Source organism: Sphingobacterium sp. GVS05A (assembly GCF_019969845.1).
In the GTDB taxonomy this organism is placed as follows: Bacteria; Bacteroidota; Bacteroidia; order Sphingobacteriales; family Sphingobacteriaceae; genus Sphingobacterium.
The window spans coordinates 312,924-329,941 of sequence record NZ_JAHXYR010000006.1; the positions used below are offsets into that span (position 1 = coordinate 312,924).

A 17,018-nucleotide genomic window follows, 5' to 3' on the forward strand; every position below is an offset into this window, starting at 1 on the left:
CCTTGTTGAATTCACTAATAAAACTTTGTATAATTCTTATCCAAAACTAAGCTATATTTTATGAAATTTTAGATATTGACAATAACTAAAATTCTAGGATAGTTGATTTAAAAGAAACGTGAATGTGAATTGTGGCTTATAGCCAAGCAAATTGGCTGCTTTGTCACTTCTGTACACTCGATCTATTGAGATTGGAAAGCTCCAGCCTTTTTGTTTGTATATTTCAATGGCTTTTGGAATACGCTTAGCGATAACATGTACAGGATTAGATTTTAGCTCAATTAGATCATCAATTTCAAAAGGCGAGCCACTGGACACATTGAAAATCTGGAACGATTTAAAGTTGAATTCAACACCGAGTCGAAGAGCTTCAGCGCCATCTCTTTCATCTAATCCTCTATACAAACGATGATTTAACATGAGATTCTCAGATTCCGGAAGGAACCTACCTACGCGATAGACACTGGTCATTATTTGTTCCTTTTCAAAAAAATCTCTACAGAGTTCTTCACATGCTTGTTTTGTAATGTCATAAATATCGCGGGGCTGGGGTGTAAGTTCTTCGGTAACCCAAACAGCTTTTTCATTGTCCACCATCGCATTGCCATATATGGATGTTGTGCTAGTAAAAAGAAATCGTTTTATACTGTTTTTTACACAGGCATTCAATAGGTTTAATGTCCCTGTAATATTTGTATCTATAAAATGTTGTCGAATATAGTTTAAATCCATATGCCTTCCATGCAGAGCGGCCGTATGAATAATTGCATCATAACCAACAGTAAATTCGATAACGGAATCAAGTTGTTGAACATCTAGAAAATAATCTGTTGTGTCACTTTCCAATAAATCAATTCCCGTGACATGATGTCCCGCCTTGCGTAGCGTCTGAACTGTTATACTTCCTAGTTTTCCCGCCGAACCTGTTACCAATATGCGCATCTTTCTATTTTTTTAGCAAATAAAAGTAAAGATATTATAAATACTATTTAAAATAGTGAAGCCAGATCATTGTCCTCTTCTCACTGCATTTTTTTACTGGGCTATCAGTTGTTCTTTTTTACAGAGGTATTATATTCTAACGTTGATCATTAAAAGTCTATTTTTGAAAGTTCGTCAGATGAGAAAAATGGATTATGGCAGAGAATAATAAAAAGGATGAGATCATTATTAATCGATCTGCGATTTAAGTATTTTATGCAGTTGATTGGGTATTTTAACTTGTTTTATCAGAGCGTCTTGGTTTTATAACATATAATTTTCATCTTTATTCAGTTATAAACGTAAAATTTGAGTCCTTTACACAACCTTCCCGAAGAAACACTGATTCTTTTATTGAAAAAAAAGAACCAACAGGCTTTTAGTTATCTTTATGATAACTATTCGGAGGCACTTTATGGGGTAGTTTGTCGTATTGTAGCTTCAAGTGAGCATGCGGAGGAAGTGATACAAGATGTATTTGTTAAGATCTGGAAGCATGTCGATCTTTTCGACGCTGAGAAAGGTAGGCTCTATACCTGGATGATCAGTATCGCCCGGAATACTGCCCTAGACTACCGAAAATCCAAGGCTGTGTTAAACGAACAAAAAAACCAACCGCTTTCAAATATCGTAAATAGTAAGGAAGAACAGGATCAGACTCAAATTGAACAGAGCGCCAAAGCAGATTTTATTGGATTCAGAAATATTTTGGATAAATTAAAGCCTGAATGGCGTATCTTAATCGAAATGGCATACTATGAAGGCTATACGCAACAGGAAATTGCCGAACAGCTTGACGTTCCTTTGGGGACGGTCAAAACACGTACCAGAGCTGCATTTTTACAGCTACAACAATTATTAAAGGAGTATCGTTAGTTTTGGATATTAAAGCATACATATCGTCAGGGATTATTGAATCATACGTCTTGGGGCTTGCTTCGGAAGAGGAAGTGAGCATCTTGAATTGTATTCGAAAAAATAATGTCGAAGTGGAACAGGCCATCGCCGAAGCGGAGAAAGCGCTCGAAGAATTGGCTGATATCCAAGCGATGGCTATGCCTGTGTCTCTAAAAGAGGATATCTGGAATAAGCTAAATGCGGAAAACCTCGTTGCCTTTGGAGATCCTTCTGAGGGAAAAGAGACTGAATCCTCAACACTCGATCACAATATTGAACGGAACTCCGGGGAGGAACCGGAGGAGGTTATTGTACCACGTAAGTCTTACAATTGGGCGATAGCCGCGAGTGTGTTGCTTGTACTCAGTGTCGGCGCTAATGTGTTGCTGTATCAGCAAAACAATGAAACGAAAGATAAACTGACAAAGACGAGTTCTTCATTTGATCAGCAACAAGCGAGCTTAGCTACGTTACAAGACAAATGGCGCCTTGTGCAAAATCCTGCAATAAAAACAATTCCGCTAAAAGGGGTCGAAAATAAGCCAGATCTCCATGCTTTGTTATTTTGGGATCAGCTTTCGAAAGCAGTTTACCTAAATCTTGAACAGATGCCTGTCGCACCTAAAGGTAAGCAGTATCAATTGTGGGCCATGGTTGATGGTAAGCCAGTGAATGCTGGCGTATTTCCATTGGATGCAAAAGCAGATGGTACAAGCAAAATGCTGGACATCCCCAAAGCGCAAGCTTTTGCTATTACACTCGAGGATGAGGGGGGCAAAGATGTGCCTACGCTTAGTGAACTTTGTGTCATGGGTGGTATCTAAAAAAATGCCCTGATTCGATAAACAAACCAGGACATGCTAAACAGATAAACTACGTCTTTTTTTTGTTATGCTTTAATAAATAAACCTGCAATATTAAGTACAGCTTCTGCAGAAAGTGGTTCATCAAAAGACTGGGTAGCCGTATTTGTTGATATTTTTCCCATAGGGCCCGAGAGGCTTGTGATGTCTACTCCAGCTTGTGTAATATTGTTTTCACCAGCATATATAGGGTCTACAACCGCGCCGATGCCGGTGTCATTGCTTCCTGTGATCCATGGTTTTTGATCAGCTGCACCACCACCGCGGGCACGTCGCATCTGACGGATGTGGGAGGCATGTCTCGCTTCGACCGAATGAATCTGCAAGGCTGCCGTAAGTACGACTCGATTGCCTAGGAGTATACCAGCCTGTCCTTTATATGCCCGTACTCCGGTGTCTTCAAAAGCCTGTGCAACGGCTAAAAAAGTATCATAATTGCTAAAGACATTACCAAAGGTGCCACCAGCAGTAAAATCGAATGTAGGTTTGGGAACGGCTTTATTGCCCAGTACCTGTTTGAGGAAATTGACATGAGCAACTTCATGGTCGCGGATGGTGGTGATGGCACCAAGTGGTCTACCCAATGGAATAAGACCCGCTTTGGCAACCCCCATCGTATAGTATTCCGCTTCGAGGTATTCCAAGGTCAAGGCGTAGTTAAGTACACCGTTGACGTCAGTGGGTGCAGTAGCACCATAAGCCTTTTTAAATAGATCACTGATAAAAAAAGGGATTGCCGCTAGCGTGACTTTTCCGCTTATAGAGGCCAGATTTTTAATAGCTTCACGACGTGGGCTGATACGATCGCTAAACTCTGGATCTACAGCATTTATTTGGTCAAATACATTTAAGAGATTCATAATAATCAGATTTTAAGTAAATTAATAAGTGGGTAGATCCTTTACATCTATTTTTGATTTGATAAATGGTGCCGCAGCACTCAAAACTACGCTTGGGCTCTTGGCTAGGTCAAGTCCATTGGAATCGACAACTTCTTGGTTAGCAAAACTACCATTGTCGATCATATCCCGCACCCAGGCGGCATGTCTGGCTTCCACAGAAACGATTTTACCTGCTAAAAGGAGATAGTTCGGATCTTTAATCAACCAACCGGCACCATTATAGGCCGAAACACCAAGATCTTCAAATGTTTTGGCGGTGGCTAAGACAGATGCTCGACTGCTAAAATTAATACCTGATAAGTTGAATTCAAGACTAGATATAGCTTTTGCTCCCAAAGCCACTTTAAAAAACTCTCGATGGGCAATCTCGTGGTCACGGATATCTGTAAAGAAAGCTTTTTCCATATCAGAAATACCTGAATAAGGATTATTGACCAACTGGATGTAAAAAGCAGCTTCAAGCTGTTCCAGTGCATAGGCATAATTTAGGATGGCAATATCCCCACTACCGAAGTACATACCTTTACCACCATTATCCATATCGTCATCACGATCTTTTTTACAGCTTGCCATCCCAAGAATGGCGAGTGAAGCGGCACTGGCGCCTGCAAATTTTAGAAAATCTCTACGCCCGAGATCTTTCTTTTCAAATTCACTATCGGAGGTCAATAGTGACTCATTGTTTGGTGTTATCTTTTTCATAACAAAAGTCTTTTAGTTTATAATTTTTCTGTACTTATAAGCATTTACGACTTTTTGGATTGCTTGGATTGCGAAGATCCATCTTTTTTTTAATGTTCTGAAAAATTGAACTAAAGAATACCAAGATCGCTTTTCATATTAGAATGGATGTTGTCATCCTAGCTATTTCAAATACCAAGGTATTCAAATGCTTTTCAGTTAAGAAACCAATGGACGATGAAAATTCGCGTTTTTCCACCTATTAGACCAAAATTTACCCCAACGAACAGCCCCGATTCACCTAGATTTGATTAGTAACTGAATTATAAACCAAATTCCAAAAAAGGAACTGGTAGCGAAATTTCAACTGGTAAGCGAATCAATCAGGTGTGATTAATGATCTGGACCAATGGATAATTTTATGAACCGATAAAACAAATAAACCGTTATGTTGACCGAAATTAATGCCTATATGCATCTAAAAAAATATATCAGCTTCAATGAGCTTGCTGATCTGGATATGAGTATTTTCTATTTCAAGAAAAGACCATTCGTTGTTATGGATTTATTTAATGAAAAGATCTATTTTAACGAGTGTGGATTAGAATGGCTGCGTACGGAAAAGCAGGTGGAATTGCCTGTTCAATGGATTCGGAGTAGATATCTTCCAACCAAAAATTGGGTCGGGCTGGCCGTAGATAGCAAAAAAGATGATTTAATTAAGCAACTGATTGATGAGTTTTATTTGGCCACATACAATATGTTACTTCGGAATTAGTAGAGACTTTTCAGAGATAGATGCCGCAACAGTTTAACTTTAAGTAAGTACTGGAGGGACGTTATACTTTCGATGATACCTTTGCAAATCAAAGACAAGTATTTGATCTTTTTAAAGAACATAATTTAAAGCTTGTGTTACAAGGTTATATGCATCTGTACGAAGAAATTAAGGTGAAAGGCGTGCAATTTATCACTGCTGGTGCTGTGTCGGATAACTTATATCTCCTCCGGTAAGCTCCCTCCGGAGGAGATATTTATTTACACTTTATTTCCTGTCAAAGCGCTGAATTTATTACCCCGTTTGTCTTTATAAAAATCCCCGTCTTTTTTAAAGCTTGCTGCATCTACACCTTCTAGCCGTTGTTTTTGATAATATACATTTTTAGTGTCTTTTCCGAAATCACGACCGATGGGTATAAATGTCTTTACATCTGCATCCGGAATTATTTCCTGATTATAGTAAATATGGTTTTTGTCTTTTGAATAAGTGATGTCTGCATATATTCCATCTTTTTCATTCATGGGAAATAACTGAAAGGAGCTGGCATCCACATCTGTGTATTTAAAATCTTTACCCCGGAATAGGATGGTTTTATTGTTCACACAAATTATATCCTGATCAAGCTCCCGAATGGTATGTATGGAATCAAATGATTTCGTTATGGCAGCAGAGCCCTGCTGAAAAGGCGGATAGCATATTGTATTTGCGATTCTCATGTAATACTTGTTTATGGCTTCAACATTTCCAGTGTTAGGCATGACAGACCTAAAGTCTCCAATATTAGGCGAAACATACACAGAATCTTTATCCTTCAGAAAAAAGTCATTAACGAATGCAAAAGTTTCCCGATCGGCTTGTATCATGTCATTAGAGTAGAAGTAATGGTCTTTATCCCGAGCCCAATTGATATGATTGCTTATTAGTTCATAGGTTTTTGGATCTGCTCCTTCAATGACATTAAAGCCCAAGACCTGATCAATATAATATACGTGAAAACGATCTTTAGGAACTTGATTGTCAACATAAAAGGAATTCTTGTCTACCAGTTTTTGTGTCATATTACGAAAGTAAACCGAATCTTTGTCTTTGCCTATATCTTCCGCCAAAACCTCAAATGATTTCGCATCAGCCTGCATTTGCAATACGCCCAAGCTAAACCAATTGCCATTCTGACAATAGACTACATGTCCTTTGGAATCGATAAAATAGGAACTCGATTTTTGCTTATCAACCAGTTTGCCAACATCCTTACATGCGGTACAAAAACTGAGTAAAATACAAGCCAAGAAAAAAAAGTATTTTTTCACTTGCCTGTTTGGTAGAATCGATGCCATATTCGTTATAGTGTTCATTTATATAAATTTACGCTGTGGAATTTAAAAAAGGGGAATTTTCTTGTAAAATTATAAAAATACCAAATCTAATATTGGGTCAATAAACCCTTTGGAACATTTGGTTTTGAAGTGGACGTGTATTTGTGATCTGCTACATATTCACGTATCTTTATGAAATGAAGCCTGTTTTTCCTGCTACTTATTCTACACTCTGTCCAATCGCATTATCTTCGCTGATTTCAGCGAAATATAGACTTGAAAATGTTCAATGTAAATTTCTGCTTCGCGGGGTAGGGGATACCTATCTTGTAGAGGCTTCTGAAGCCAAGTTTATATTGCGGGTTTATCGTTCATCACATCGAAGTTTACCACAGATACGAGAGGAAGTGAAATTGTTGCACGCTTTAGAGCAGGCAAAGGTCTCGGTATCCTATCCGATTACTGATACTTTGGGAGAATCAATACAGAAAATTGAAGCAGTAGAGGGGGTGCGTTATGCGGTGTTGTTCAGTTTTGCGCGAGGTCAGGTCGTCCGGTCATTGAGTGAAAATCAGCTTCGTGTTTTGGGAAATGAAATGGCACGTTTTCACAATACCTCATCCACCGTTAGTTTGAGCGGAGAAAGATGGACTTTCGATCTTGAGACAACAGTTTTTAAGCCTTTGGAAAAACTGAGACCTGTTTTTAAAGAGAACGTTGAAGAATATAGTTGGTTGTGCGAGATGGCTCGTCGTATTGAACAAAAATTGTCGCAAATTGATCCATCTGAATTTTCAAAAGGCTATTGCCATTTTGATTTTCTACCCAAAAATTTTCATTTCGAAAATGATTCAGTGACTTTCTTTGACTTTGATTTCATGGGATTCGGCTGGCTGGTGAATGATATAATGACTTTTTGGCAACACCTCATTTTAGATGTATATACTGGGCGAATGACACAAGAGACTGCCAATGATTCGTATCGTATTTTCTTAGATGGCTATCGTCTCAATCGCACTATCCGGGATGAGGAATTAGCCGCAGTACCCTATCTTTCATTGGGATTTTGGCTTTTCTATATGGGATTCCATACCACCCACGATCAATTCACTGCATTTAGCCAACCCCCGCATTTAAATTTTTACACAGCTTTTTTAAAGCATATCGTGGAGAATTATTGGGACAAGTGATATTCGAAATACTGTTGCGCAGAAACAGCCTGTGTATTCAATAATAAATTGACAGTAATCAGTATTATTTAAGAAATGAGCTTTTTTTCGCTTCTATTTTGCTTTTTCGCTTAGCTTTTTGATCCAATTTATAGCTATTTTAATAGGAGCTGAGGAGTCCGAAGCTGTTAGAAAGTGTCCCATTTCTGGAAATAGACAATATTCAAACGGTTTCCCTTCGATTTTAAGTAAATTGAGCTGGTCAATTGATAAACCGACAGGAATTTGTACATCTTGTCCACCAAAAAGCCAGATTCCCGGTGTATTTGAACGGCGAAGGGATACCTGCGGATCGGTTGTAATAAATTTATATTTATCTGGGGCATTTCGGATATGGTCTCTTACCTCTTGCTCGGTGTGATTCGCCCAAAAATTTGCCTTTCCTTCGGTAAAAAATTGAAAACGGAGCTGTTCCAATGTCGGAACTACCGGTCCACTGAAAATCACCGTAAAATCCACGTTTTTTGATTTATTTGATGCCAAAGGAATAATCCACCCAGCCTGGCTCCCCCCCGAGAGACCAATATATGTTAGTTTTTTTCCAAAATAATTGTTGAGGGTTAAAACTGCAGCACTAGCATCCTCCGCTAGAAGATTGAGGTTTGCTGAGTCAATATTATTCGTACCAACCTCGGGCCCCGCATATTCCCCTCCAGATTCACCGACCCCTCTCTTATCATAAGTCAATACAGATATCCCATTTTTAGCCAACAGTGTTGCAAACTTATTCGATCTATGCTCTTGTCCAGATCCATGAACTATGACAATTCCAATTTTCGAATTTAAAGCGGTGAAAATTGTCCCGGCTAATTCAATCCCTTTACTTTTAAATTTTATATCTTTTACTGTGTATGTTGTTGTTTGGGCGATTATGTTAGTTGTCGTAAATAATAGAGAAAGTAAGAGTAAAATTAGGCTTATATGTAAACTCTCTTTCGCATATTGAGCTGACGATTTACGATAAGAATACGTTATACTTAAGTGTTTTTGCATTGGGGATCTATTTTTAAAGTTATGTTGCTTAAATGTTAATGGTACACTATTATTTTCTGCATCTAACTTAATTAATTCCGATTTCTTATCTTGGTATTATTTAGGTGAAGTATTTATTTTAATCGGTAAAAGTACCAATATATCGGTGAAAAATTTAATAGATTTTTTCTTTAATTGGTCAACTTTGTTGAAATAGCTTTTCCAAATTTTCAACTCTTCAATAGTTTATTAGCTCATCACTCTTTATATGCCTGATTTTTCTGATATTGATGCTAGTAGTTATAAAGTATTATTCCAATTCTTTATGATAGCATTATAGATGCTATGCTGTTGACATCATTCATGGTCTACTGATGCAATAAAATTGAATCGTCTTCGAGAGATCAGTTCATATGCGAAGAATTTTTCTATGGTAATTCGTGATTGCTTGTGATGATGTCTATATCTTTTTAGTCATTAACGAGGTTTATTGTTAGCTTGATTTACAAATCCATTTAAATCGTTTCCTTTTATTGCCGCTGCGACAAGTTCCGGTAATCGATCGGGGCTACATGCAAAAGCTGGTATTCCCAGTTTGCTGATATCCTGAGCCAGGTTAACGTCGTAATCTGGTTTACCCTGATCAGAAAGAGCTAATAGGGTAATGACTTTAACACCATCTTGATGCATTTCATTTAGCCTGCGAAGCAATCCTTTGCGTACTCCACCTTCATACAGATCCGATATCAAGATAAATATAGTTTTTTGCGGGTCGGTAATTAATTCTTGACAATAAGCAACCGATTTGTTGATATCCGTTCCTCCTCCTAATTGTACCCCAAATAGCATGTCAACTGGATCATGACGACACATTTCGGTTAAATCCGTCACCTCCGTATCAAAGACTACGACATGGGTATCTAAGGCGGGCATACTGGCAAAAATAGATCCCATGACAGATGAATAGATAATGGAATCGGCCATAGAACCACTTTGGTCAATATCTAGGACAACAGTCCAACTTTTTTGACGTTGGCTGCTTTCAAAAAAGTAAAATTTTTCTGGTATAATACGGTTATTCTTAGCGTCGTAATTTTTTAGATTTCGATGTATTGTCCGTTTCCAATCGATCGACGAAAAGTTAGGCAAAGGGCTGTGCTGTTTTTTGTTTAAAGCACCGCTTATTGCACGACGTGTGTCCTGCTCGATTCTTTTCATGATTTCATCTACAACAGATTGAACAAGTTCACGTGCAGTTTCTTTTGATTTCTCTGGGATCTGCCCTTTTAATGCCATTAACGTTCCTACCATGGAAATATCGGGTTTTACATTCTTTAATGTTTCCGGTTCCAATAATAGTTTGGTCATTCCCTTTTTTTCTATGGCATCAGTTTGTATAACACTAACGATATCCGCAGGGAAAAATGAGCGTACATCAGTCAGCCATTTTGCTAAATTGGGGATTCCACGTCCCGCTCCAGCTGCTTTGCTCGAAGCTTGTTGCTTCTGATCTCCATTATATAAGGCCGCAAGCGTTAGATCCATAAGTGATTGTTCGGGACTTAATGCAATATTATTTAATGCTCTTGTATCTTCACCAAGAATCAATCTCCATCTTGATTTATCTATATCTTCGGTCATGATTATAAAGGGTTAATTTTGATTAAAAATCAAAGTCAAAATCATTCAATTCATCCAATTTCGTTGTCTCTTCCTCATTGAGCTCTTTTGACAGAAATTCGGCAGTTGATTCGGCTCCTGTTCCCCAAAGATCGCCAAGTAATTCAGCAACAGAATTTTTTTGGTTAGATTCAAAGTCTCCAAAAGCTCTTCGGAGAAAGACGAGCGCTCGCATAAATTCATCCTTATCCAGCATTTGTACATAGTTGTCAAGTTCTCGCCAAAGGCCTATTCGGGACAATAGAGCATATCTATTGCGACCGGCAAGGCCTTCAAACCATCCCGCACCAATATCTGCTGGAATGCCTGGGGATAAGCGTCTAGAAACTTCTCTAGCGCATTCATCTTCATTGACAAAATTATGTTCGAGTAAAATGGAGAAGGCGATGCCAGACAATTTGGCGTTCAGATCATCTCTTTGGGCCAGCACCTTAATTTCATTATGCCATATCTCTGTATTGACCAATTCATAGTGTTCTCTCGCAACCGTTTCCATTTGGGTGATACCATTGATAATAGCCGTTGCCGCTTTATCGTCACAAGCAGAGTTTTCTACAAGGAGTAATGCTGCACGCAGAAAGAGTTGTTGCAATAACGGAAATAATGGCTCAAGGTTAAAGTTGCGCAGTGAACCATACTGTAAAATAAAAGATAGTTGACGAGATGCTTCAGTGATATCGCTAAAGCTTACCGTTTCAACAAGCTTATGTTGTAATACCGCCAAGGCATTTGAAAAAATATCCGTTAACCCACACAAGCAGGACTTGGCTATCACTGCAGTTGCAACGGCTAATGAATCGCCATTTTGAAGTTCTTCTTTTAGTTGATACGCTACTGCAATTTCTAGCGTTTCGCCTTTTAAATTAGCTTCTACAATTTCAATTTCTACTTCTGGAGTCCACTGTAAAACCCATTTTTCGGCCCAGGATGCAGTCTCTTGATTCACATGAAGTTGTTTGGCAAACCCAATTTTCAATGCACTTAAGCGATGGAGAAAAGTGGAGCGAGTGAGGTCAATAAAAGCTGCTTCTGTAGATTTTACCTTAATATTTTCCCTAAGATCGAGCGTGAGTTCCTGCGCGATAGCCGATTTGTAGTCGATTAATTTCAATCGCTTTAATTCGCGAGCGACATCCTCTTGGACAGGTGTTTGGCTAATACCTTCCGGTAAGCTACCGATCGCTGTACCAATATCGACACGGTTAAGAGCATCGGCAACGATGGCTAGTTCTCCTGCTCCAAAACAAGTGATAGCTGCATCGTGAAGATCTTGTAATACGGGGTATTCGCCACCACGCATAGCTGTTAAAGCATTAGCTAGCCGTATTGCCTCGATAACGGTTGCTGAAGATGCATTATGTCCCTGAGTCCGGAGATTGTTTGCGATGGAAGAAAGATAGATCGCCGATAAATCACCAAGGTTCTGTCCCAGTAGCTGCTGCCACATTAGCTCGAAATAATAAGGTGCTTTATTACCAGCACCATAGCCCGTTCGACTGCTCAAGCGATGGTATGAATAGGGCATCAGTGTCATGTTGCTCTCTGCGCGAGGGATCATTTTTAACGTTTCATCAGACATTGTCGTACGATCTGTTTGAATACCCTCAACATGATAAGCGCCTACTATGACGACTATTTTTTCTGGACTGAAACCTTCGGAAATAGCCTTTTTTATCTCCCGGCGCATATGAGCTTCACGTACTTCATTGTATGCATGATCATAAGGGAGAGCAAGCGCTTCTTTATCAATGACCAATTGACGTATTTCGGTTGCTTCGAGACTAATTCCTTGATTGTAGCTATGTAAACTCAAATTATGTTCAAAATTTCGTTCCCAATAACTCTCATAATTATCCTCTCCATACAGCCCTGCAACATTGTCGTATATTTTGTTTTGAAAGCGGTGGAATTCCGACTTGATCTCTGGATCAGTTTGATTGTCTCGCTGCTTTAATTTCAGAAGGATGTCAGTAGGTAAGTCAATAAAACGAATTGTACAGCCCTTTTTTAGCCCCCATGACAGTGCTTCGTATTCTGGTGAATAGGAGGCAAAAGGATACAAGACGGTTTCAATAGGCAACGCATTGGTATATGCTAAGAGTGCCACGGGAGGTTTTACGTCATTATTCCCTAATTGAAGTAAGAGATCTGTTGCATCCGAAGGACCTTCAATAAGAATACAGTCTGGTTTTATTTGTTCCAGATATGCTCTTAGATGAAAGGATCCTCCTGGAGATAGGTGTCTTATTCCAAATATGTTTAAATCTTTATGCATGACTTATTTTGCTCCAATCTCCTTATTTATTCATATCTGAACAGGAGTTATATAATCCACGCCATTCAGCACCTCGCTTCTTCATCACATTCTCCAAATACTCCTTCCACACTATTTTGTCTTTTTCTTCGTCTTTTATGATGGCACCTTGTAAGCCAGCTGCGAGATCTTCGTCGGTAATGGATCCGTTTCCAAAGCTGCCAGCTAGAGCCATACTGTTGGTAATTAGTGAGATTGCTTCAGCAGTAGAGATGACACCTGTAGGGGCTTTGAGCTTCTGTTTTTCATCCAGTGTCTGACCTTGTCTCAGTTCCCTGAAAATGGTTACAATTTTTTCAATGACCTGATTTGTCGGAAGGGCAGCTTTTAATTGGTAATTGTTAGAAATTTCTGCGACCCGTTTTGTGACAATAGAAATTTCTGTTTCAAGATTGGCTGGAGCCGGCAGAACGATCGTATTAAAGCGCCTCTTGAGCGCCGAAGACATGTCGTTTACACCTCTGTCGCGTGTATTTGCAGTTGCAATGATTGAAAAGCCGCGTTGAGCGGGAATCTCACGGGAGAGCTCCGGGATTGCAATTGTCTTCTCGGAAAGAATGGAGATCAAGGCATCCTGTACTTCTGAAGCGCAACGGGAGATTTCTTCAAATCTTGCCATTGAACCAGTTTCCATGGCACGATAGATTGGGCTTTTTATCAGCGCTTCATTTGAAGGACCATTGGCAATGAGCATGGCGTAATTCCATGAGTAGCGTACATGTTCTTCACTCGTTCCCGCCGTACCTTGAATCACTTTGGCTGAATCACTACAGATGGCGGCACTTAGATTTTCAGATAACCAAGATTTTGCCGTCCCGGGCTCACCGATCAATAGGAGGGATCGGTCGGTCAGTAAGGTTGCAATAGCAATTTCAACCAGTCTATTGTGACCAATATATTTAGGTGTAATAGTGAGTCCTTTACTCGTTCCCCCAGTGATAAACTTGAATACTGCCTTTGGTGAGAGTTGCCAACCTATAGGTTTAGTTTCATTGAGATCCTCTGATTTTAACGCCTCTAATTCGTCTTTATATAATATTTCAGCTGGTAACCGTAAAATATCTGTGGTATTATTCATAATGGTTTGGTTTTATAGCGCATCTATTTTATCCGCAATTTCGTTGAATATCGTTATTTTTTTAGTAAGGTTCATTGTCCTGATTTTTTCTGCATATTCCTTTGGAAACAGGTTCCAATAATCTGCATTGGTAATTGTGGAATAATAATAACTCGTATTATGGTTCGCTAATGCGTTAAAAATTAACTCAAATCTATCGGAGACCTCTCTATCCATAACGAGCTGAAATAAGTTTTCTGCTTTTCTCAGGGTTTCTTTTTGAATTCTTTCTCGAAGGAAAACATTCAATTCGGATGTATTATTCTGTTCCGTAATGTGGATCAATTGAAACAGACGCGTGAGATTCTCGTTCCAATTTTTCATTTCACGCAGCCTCTCGTACAAAACCGGTATCCATTGCTTACTTAAGACCTGTTGTGGGGGTCGAGGTGCGGTTTCCTCAGGAACGAGATAACCTGTTTGGGGATAGACAATATTAAATAGGTCACTTTCGTCAATAAAACCTTTTGCATAAGCTGTTTTGAACAGATTAAAGATTTTATCGCTGGAAAGATTGTTGGCAAAAGCGGCATAGAAATAATTTCTGAAAATCGGTACCTGCCAATTATCTTTAGCCATTTTTGGAACGATCTGCTCTAGGTAATGTAGCCTATTGACTTTGTCAAAACTGTTTAATACGTAAGAGATACTGTATGCGACGTCTTGTGCTGGCTCGTTAAAGATTGATTTTTTGCTTTGGATACGATTGTTGATCGTTTCCGATAATAAAAACTTATCGAAAAGCTCGTAGACTTCTTTCCTATCTTTGTTCGCGAATAATTCAAATCCGACAGCTATTTCTTCCAATTTATCCGATACAATTTTCTCTTCTGCAGCAGGATCTAATTGGATGAAATTTTCTAATTTTTCATTGAAATGATCGTTGACTTCCTTAAAAAAGTAAGGCATCGAGGACCGGGATAGGGCAGAAACTAACGCGTTTAATGATTTGTTGTTCTTTAAATTTTTAAACGCATTTACCAATTTCTTTAGGCTTGTTTCGGAATTATAATTTGACAAGGCCTTATAGGCAGCTTCACGGACTTGCTTATTTTTATCGTCTGCAAGCTGAATGATAAATTGTTCGTTGTTGGGGTTTTTAGCTAATATATTGATAGCCTCTTCTTGTAAATTAGGCAGATTGTTGCTGAAGATATTGTCGATAATATCCTGAATGTCTGTATAGTGCAGTTTGTCTAAAATTCGCAAACGGCGCACATTTTCAGTTTTATCCTCATACTTAAAACTTGTCAACAAAAATGGGATAAGCATTTTTCCCGCCTGACTAGCAATTGGCTCTGCAATATAATCAGCTAATTCACTGTATCTATCTCCTAGGGCCTGATCGAGATAAGGCATTAGACGAAAATCCCTAAAGATGTTCCTTTTGTAGGCATCTTCCAAAATCTCTAGTCGACCACTATTGCTTTGTGTGAGCGCTGTTATAATAGGTTTTAATGTGAGATAAGAGTTTGATGTCTGTATCTCTTGTATGTCAAAACTGGGTGACTGTGCTTCTTGTTTTTGATTAGCAACAATGTCTTCTCCTTGTGTGTAGAGTACAGCGTACACTAGTGTGCTGATAGCCATTAATTTGGAGGCGGATTCTTGAGCATTTGTCCTTGTCAATTCATCGATATCTCCAGCTATTTTTTTAAAGACAGGCGCTTTTTCCCCCATTTTTTCAAAAACTGGAACCAATTTCAACAAGCGCGGATCATCCTGCGAAAACTTGCTTCCTGCAATAAACAATCTGTTTATTTCTTGTTGTAAGTCGTACAAGGCTTGAATTTTCATTGCAATGTGTTTAATTGTGTAATTATGACACTGGTAGGTCAAATAAATTTTAATACAATAGTTTTACCAATTGATTGCCTATGATCAGGGATAAAGGTTGTCCTGTAAAAAGTCCCGATGTGATATTATTATCTAACATGACCAAAAGGCTAGTTTGTTCGGGATATTCAGAAATAAGGCGCTGTAAGATTTTTGTTGGTTTTACTGTACTTATTTCGAAATCTACTAAAGTCAATTTGTAACCGTTAGCGTCTTCAACAACGAGATCATTTCCGTTTAAGAAGGTATGGTGGACATGTATTAAAACAACGGGATTTTTATCTTCCAAGGGGTTTTTAATACTGTTTTTTACTCCTTTGAATAGTTCAGCATAATTTATTGATGCATACTGGTGGAGTGCAGCGATGTCTTGGGTCGAAGGTGCTCTTTGTGTCTGACTAGCCGATTCCCACCTGATACGTGGATTTAATCCACCCGGATAGATGAAAAGCTCTTCAAGTTGCAAGATATCGCTAAAGCTGTTATCTTCTTTAACATATTTTAAAGCTCTATGCGGTCTATAATTTTTTGTTTTATACAGTACACCAGATTTCATATTTATCCAAATTCCTTCATCAACGAATTCTCGACGGGCAGGATTGTCGTATGAATCGAAAGAAAGTTGCATCAATTCCGCCTTCTCTTCATAGAGACCATAAGAAGTGAGTTCTGTCAATTTCCATATCGTTCCAATTTGTTCTTCAATTGAAGAACTTGTATCGATGGGACTATCTGGATTATCCAACCGACTTTGGAGATAAGTTCTGGCTTTGTTAAGCAAGCTATGGATATAATTAAGTTGATCGATCGCAGGTGTAAACTGCTCATTCTTTACGTCACTTAGTAAGATCAGAAAATGTTGGAACGAAGTCTGAATTCCCGATATATAATAGTTCCCCAGCTCTTTTATTTGTATTTCATAGTTTTTCCGTTCCTTTTGATCAATTGATGAAAGTCCGTTTTGTATTATATTAAACAAAATTTTTTCTGCGAGTTCAATGCCGGTTAGCTGAGTACTTGTTTTCTTCTTTAAAGCTGTTGCATTGATCTTTTTAGGTTGATCTACCTTCTCTTTTAGCGTTTGTTGGAGTAATTCCTTTTTCTCCTGCTTTTTCTCAATTTTATTGCGCTTGTCTATTATATCAGATGGTATATCGCTAGAATTAAAAGTGAGACCATTTTTATAGGCAAAAAGTAGGCCGATGCCATGTTTGCAAGGAAATTGGCGGCTCGGACAACTGCATCTAAATACTGGATTCGATTTCTCAAAGAAATCCGCAGAGCATGAATAGGGATTTTTACCGCTGCCAGCACAATCCCCCCAAATTATGGTGTTGTCAGCATCGATGTGGAGATTTGAGAATTTATTTTTAGCTGCTAAATCTCGCCCATTTTTGACAGCAGCTGCATTGGGAGCGAGAGATTCAATCTGTGATTCGGTGATTTCCATAA

Annotated in this window: 14 protein-coding genes; 4 read left to right on the forward strand and 10 right to left on the reverse strand. The window is 38.7% G+C overall.

Going from position 1 to position 17,018, the window contains the following annotated elements; translation table 11 throughout:
• Positions 1-93 precede the first annotated feature (93 nt).
• The gene (locus tag LC454_RS16810; protein WP_223583632.1) at positions 94-942 is read right to left on the reverse strand and encodes an NAD-dependent epimerase/dehydratase family protein; all 849 of its coding nucleotides are present in this window, start codon (positions 940-942) and stop codon (positions 94-96) included.
• Positions 943-1,290: 348 nt separating this feature from the next.
• Between LC454_RS16810 and LC454_RS16815 the strand changes: the two genes are divergently transcribed.
• Both LC454_RS16815 and LC454_RS16820 read left to right on the forward strand, forming a co-directional pair.
• Positions 1,291-1,857: an RNA polymerase sigma factor gene (locus LC454_RS16815; protein ID WP_120258909.1), complete on the forward strand. Its 567-nt coding sequence runs from the start codon at positions 1,291-1,293 to the stop codon at positions 1,855-1,857.
• A 2-nt stretch (positions 1,858-1,859) separates the two neighbouring features.
• Complete coding sequence (locus LC454_RS16820; RefSeq protein ID WP_223583633.1) at positions 1,860-2,702, forward strand: anti-sigma factor domain-containing protein; 843 nt, start codon at positions 1,860-1,862, stop codon at positions 2,700-2,702.
• Between the two features lie 65 nt (positions 2,703-2,767).
• Here LC454_RS16820 and LC454_RS16825 read toward each other — a convergent pair whose 3' ends face one another.
• Positions 2,768-3,601 carry a ferritin-like domain-containing protein gene (locus LC454_RS16825; protein WP_223583634.1) on the reverse strand — a complete coding sequence of 278 codons (834 nt, stop codon included), beginning with the start codon at positions 3,599-3,601 and terminating at the stop codon, positions 2,768-2,770.
• Positions 3,602-3,622: 21 nt separating this feature from the next.
• Complete coding sequence (locus LC454_RS16830; RefSeq protein ID WP_223583635.1) at positions 3,623-4,345, reverse strand: ferritin-like domain-containing protein; 723 nt, start codon at positions 4,343-4,345, stop codon at positions 3,623-3,625.
• A 427-nt stretch (positions 4,346-4,772) separates the two neighbouring features.
• On the opposite strand from LC454_RS16830, the gene LC454_RS16835 reads away from it, so the two are divergent.
• Positions 4,773-5,102 (forward strand): hypothetical protein, encoded by a 330-nt coding sequence (locus LC454_RS16835; protein WP_223583636.1) that lies wholly within the window; start codon positions 4,773-4,775, stop codon positions 5,100-5,102.
• Positions 5,103-5,362: 260 nt separating this feature from the next.
• Here the strand turns inward: LC454_RS16835 and LC454_RS16840 are convergent, their stop codons facing one another.
• Positions 5,363-6,457, reverse strand: coding sequence for a DKNYY domain-containing protein (locus LC454_RS16840; RefSeq protein WP_223583637.1), 1,095 nt, complete (start codon positions 6,455-6,457; stop codon positions 5,363-5,365).
• A 158-nt stretch (positions 6,458-6,615) separates the two neighbouring features.
• Here LC454_RS16840 and LC454_RS16845 point away from each other — a divergent pair, with 158 nt between their 5' ends.
• Positions 6,616-7,608, forward strand: coding sequence for a phosphotransferase enzyme family protein (locus LC454_RS16845; protein WP_223583638.1), 993 nt, complete (start codon positions 6,616-6,618; stop codon positions 7,606-7,608).
• A 93-nt stretch (positions 7,609-7,701) separates the two neighbouring features.
• Here the strand turns inward: LC454_RS16845 and LC454_RS16850 are convergent, their stop codons facing one another.
• From LC454_RS16850 to LC454_RS16875, 6 genes are all read right to left on the reverse strand, one after another.
• A complete protein-coding gene (locus LC454_RS16850; RefSeq protein WP_223583639.1) occupies positions 7,702-8,640 on the reverse strand; it encodes an alpha/beta hydrolase family protein in 939 nt (312 codons plus the stop codon).
• Between the two features lie 456 nt (positions 8,641-9,096).
• Positions 9,097-10,260: a VWA domain-containing protein gene (locus tag LC454_RS16855; RefSeq protein WP_223583640.1), complete on the reverse strand. Its 1,164-nt coding sequence runs from the start codon at positions 10,258-10,260 to the stop codon at positions 9,097-9,099.
• 22 nt (positions 10,261-10,282) lie between these two features.
• Entirely contained in the window at positions 10,283-12,574 is a 2,292-nt protein-coding gene (locus tag LC454_RS16860; RefSeq protein ID WP_223583641.1) for a DUF5682 family protein, read from the reverse strand.
• Positions 12,575-12,596: 22 nt separating this feature from the next.
• The gene (locus LC454_RS16865) at positions 12,597-13,691 is read right to left on the reverse strand and encodes an ATP-binding protein (RefSeq protein WP_223583642.1); all 1,095 of its coding nucleotides are present in this window, start codon (positions 13,689-13,691) and stop codon (positions 12,597-12,599) included.
• A 12-nt stretch (positions 13,692-13,703) separates the two neighbouring features.
• On the reverse strand, positions 13,704-15,527 hold the full coding sequence (locus LC454_RS16870) for a HEAT repeat domain-containing protein (RefSeq protein WP_223583643.1): 1,824 nt from the start codon (positions 15,525-15,527) through the stop codon (positions 13,704-13,706).
• A gap of 49 nt (positions 15,528-15,576) precedes the next feature.
• A complete protein-coding gene (locus LC454_RS16875) occupies positions 15,577-17,016 on the reverse strand; it encodes an SWIM zinc finger domain-containing protein (protein WP_223583644.1) in 1,440 nt (479 codons plus the stop codon).
• Positions 17,017-17,018 lie beyond the last annotated feature (2 nt).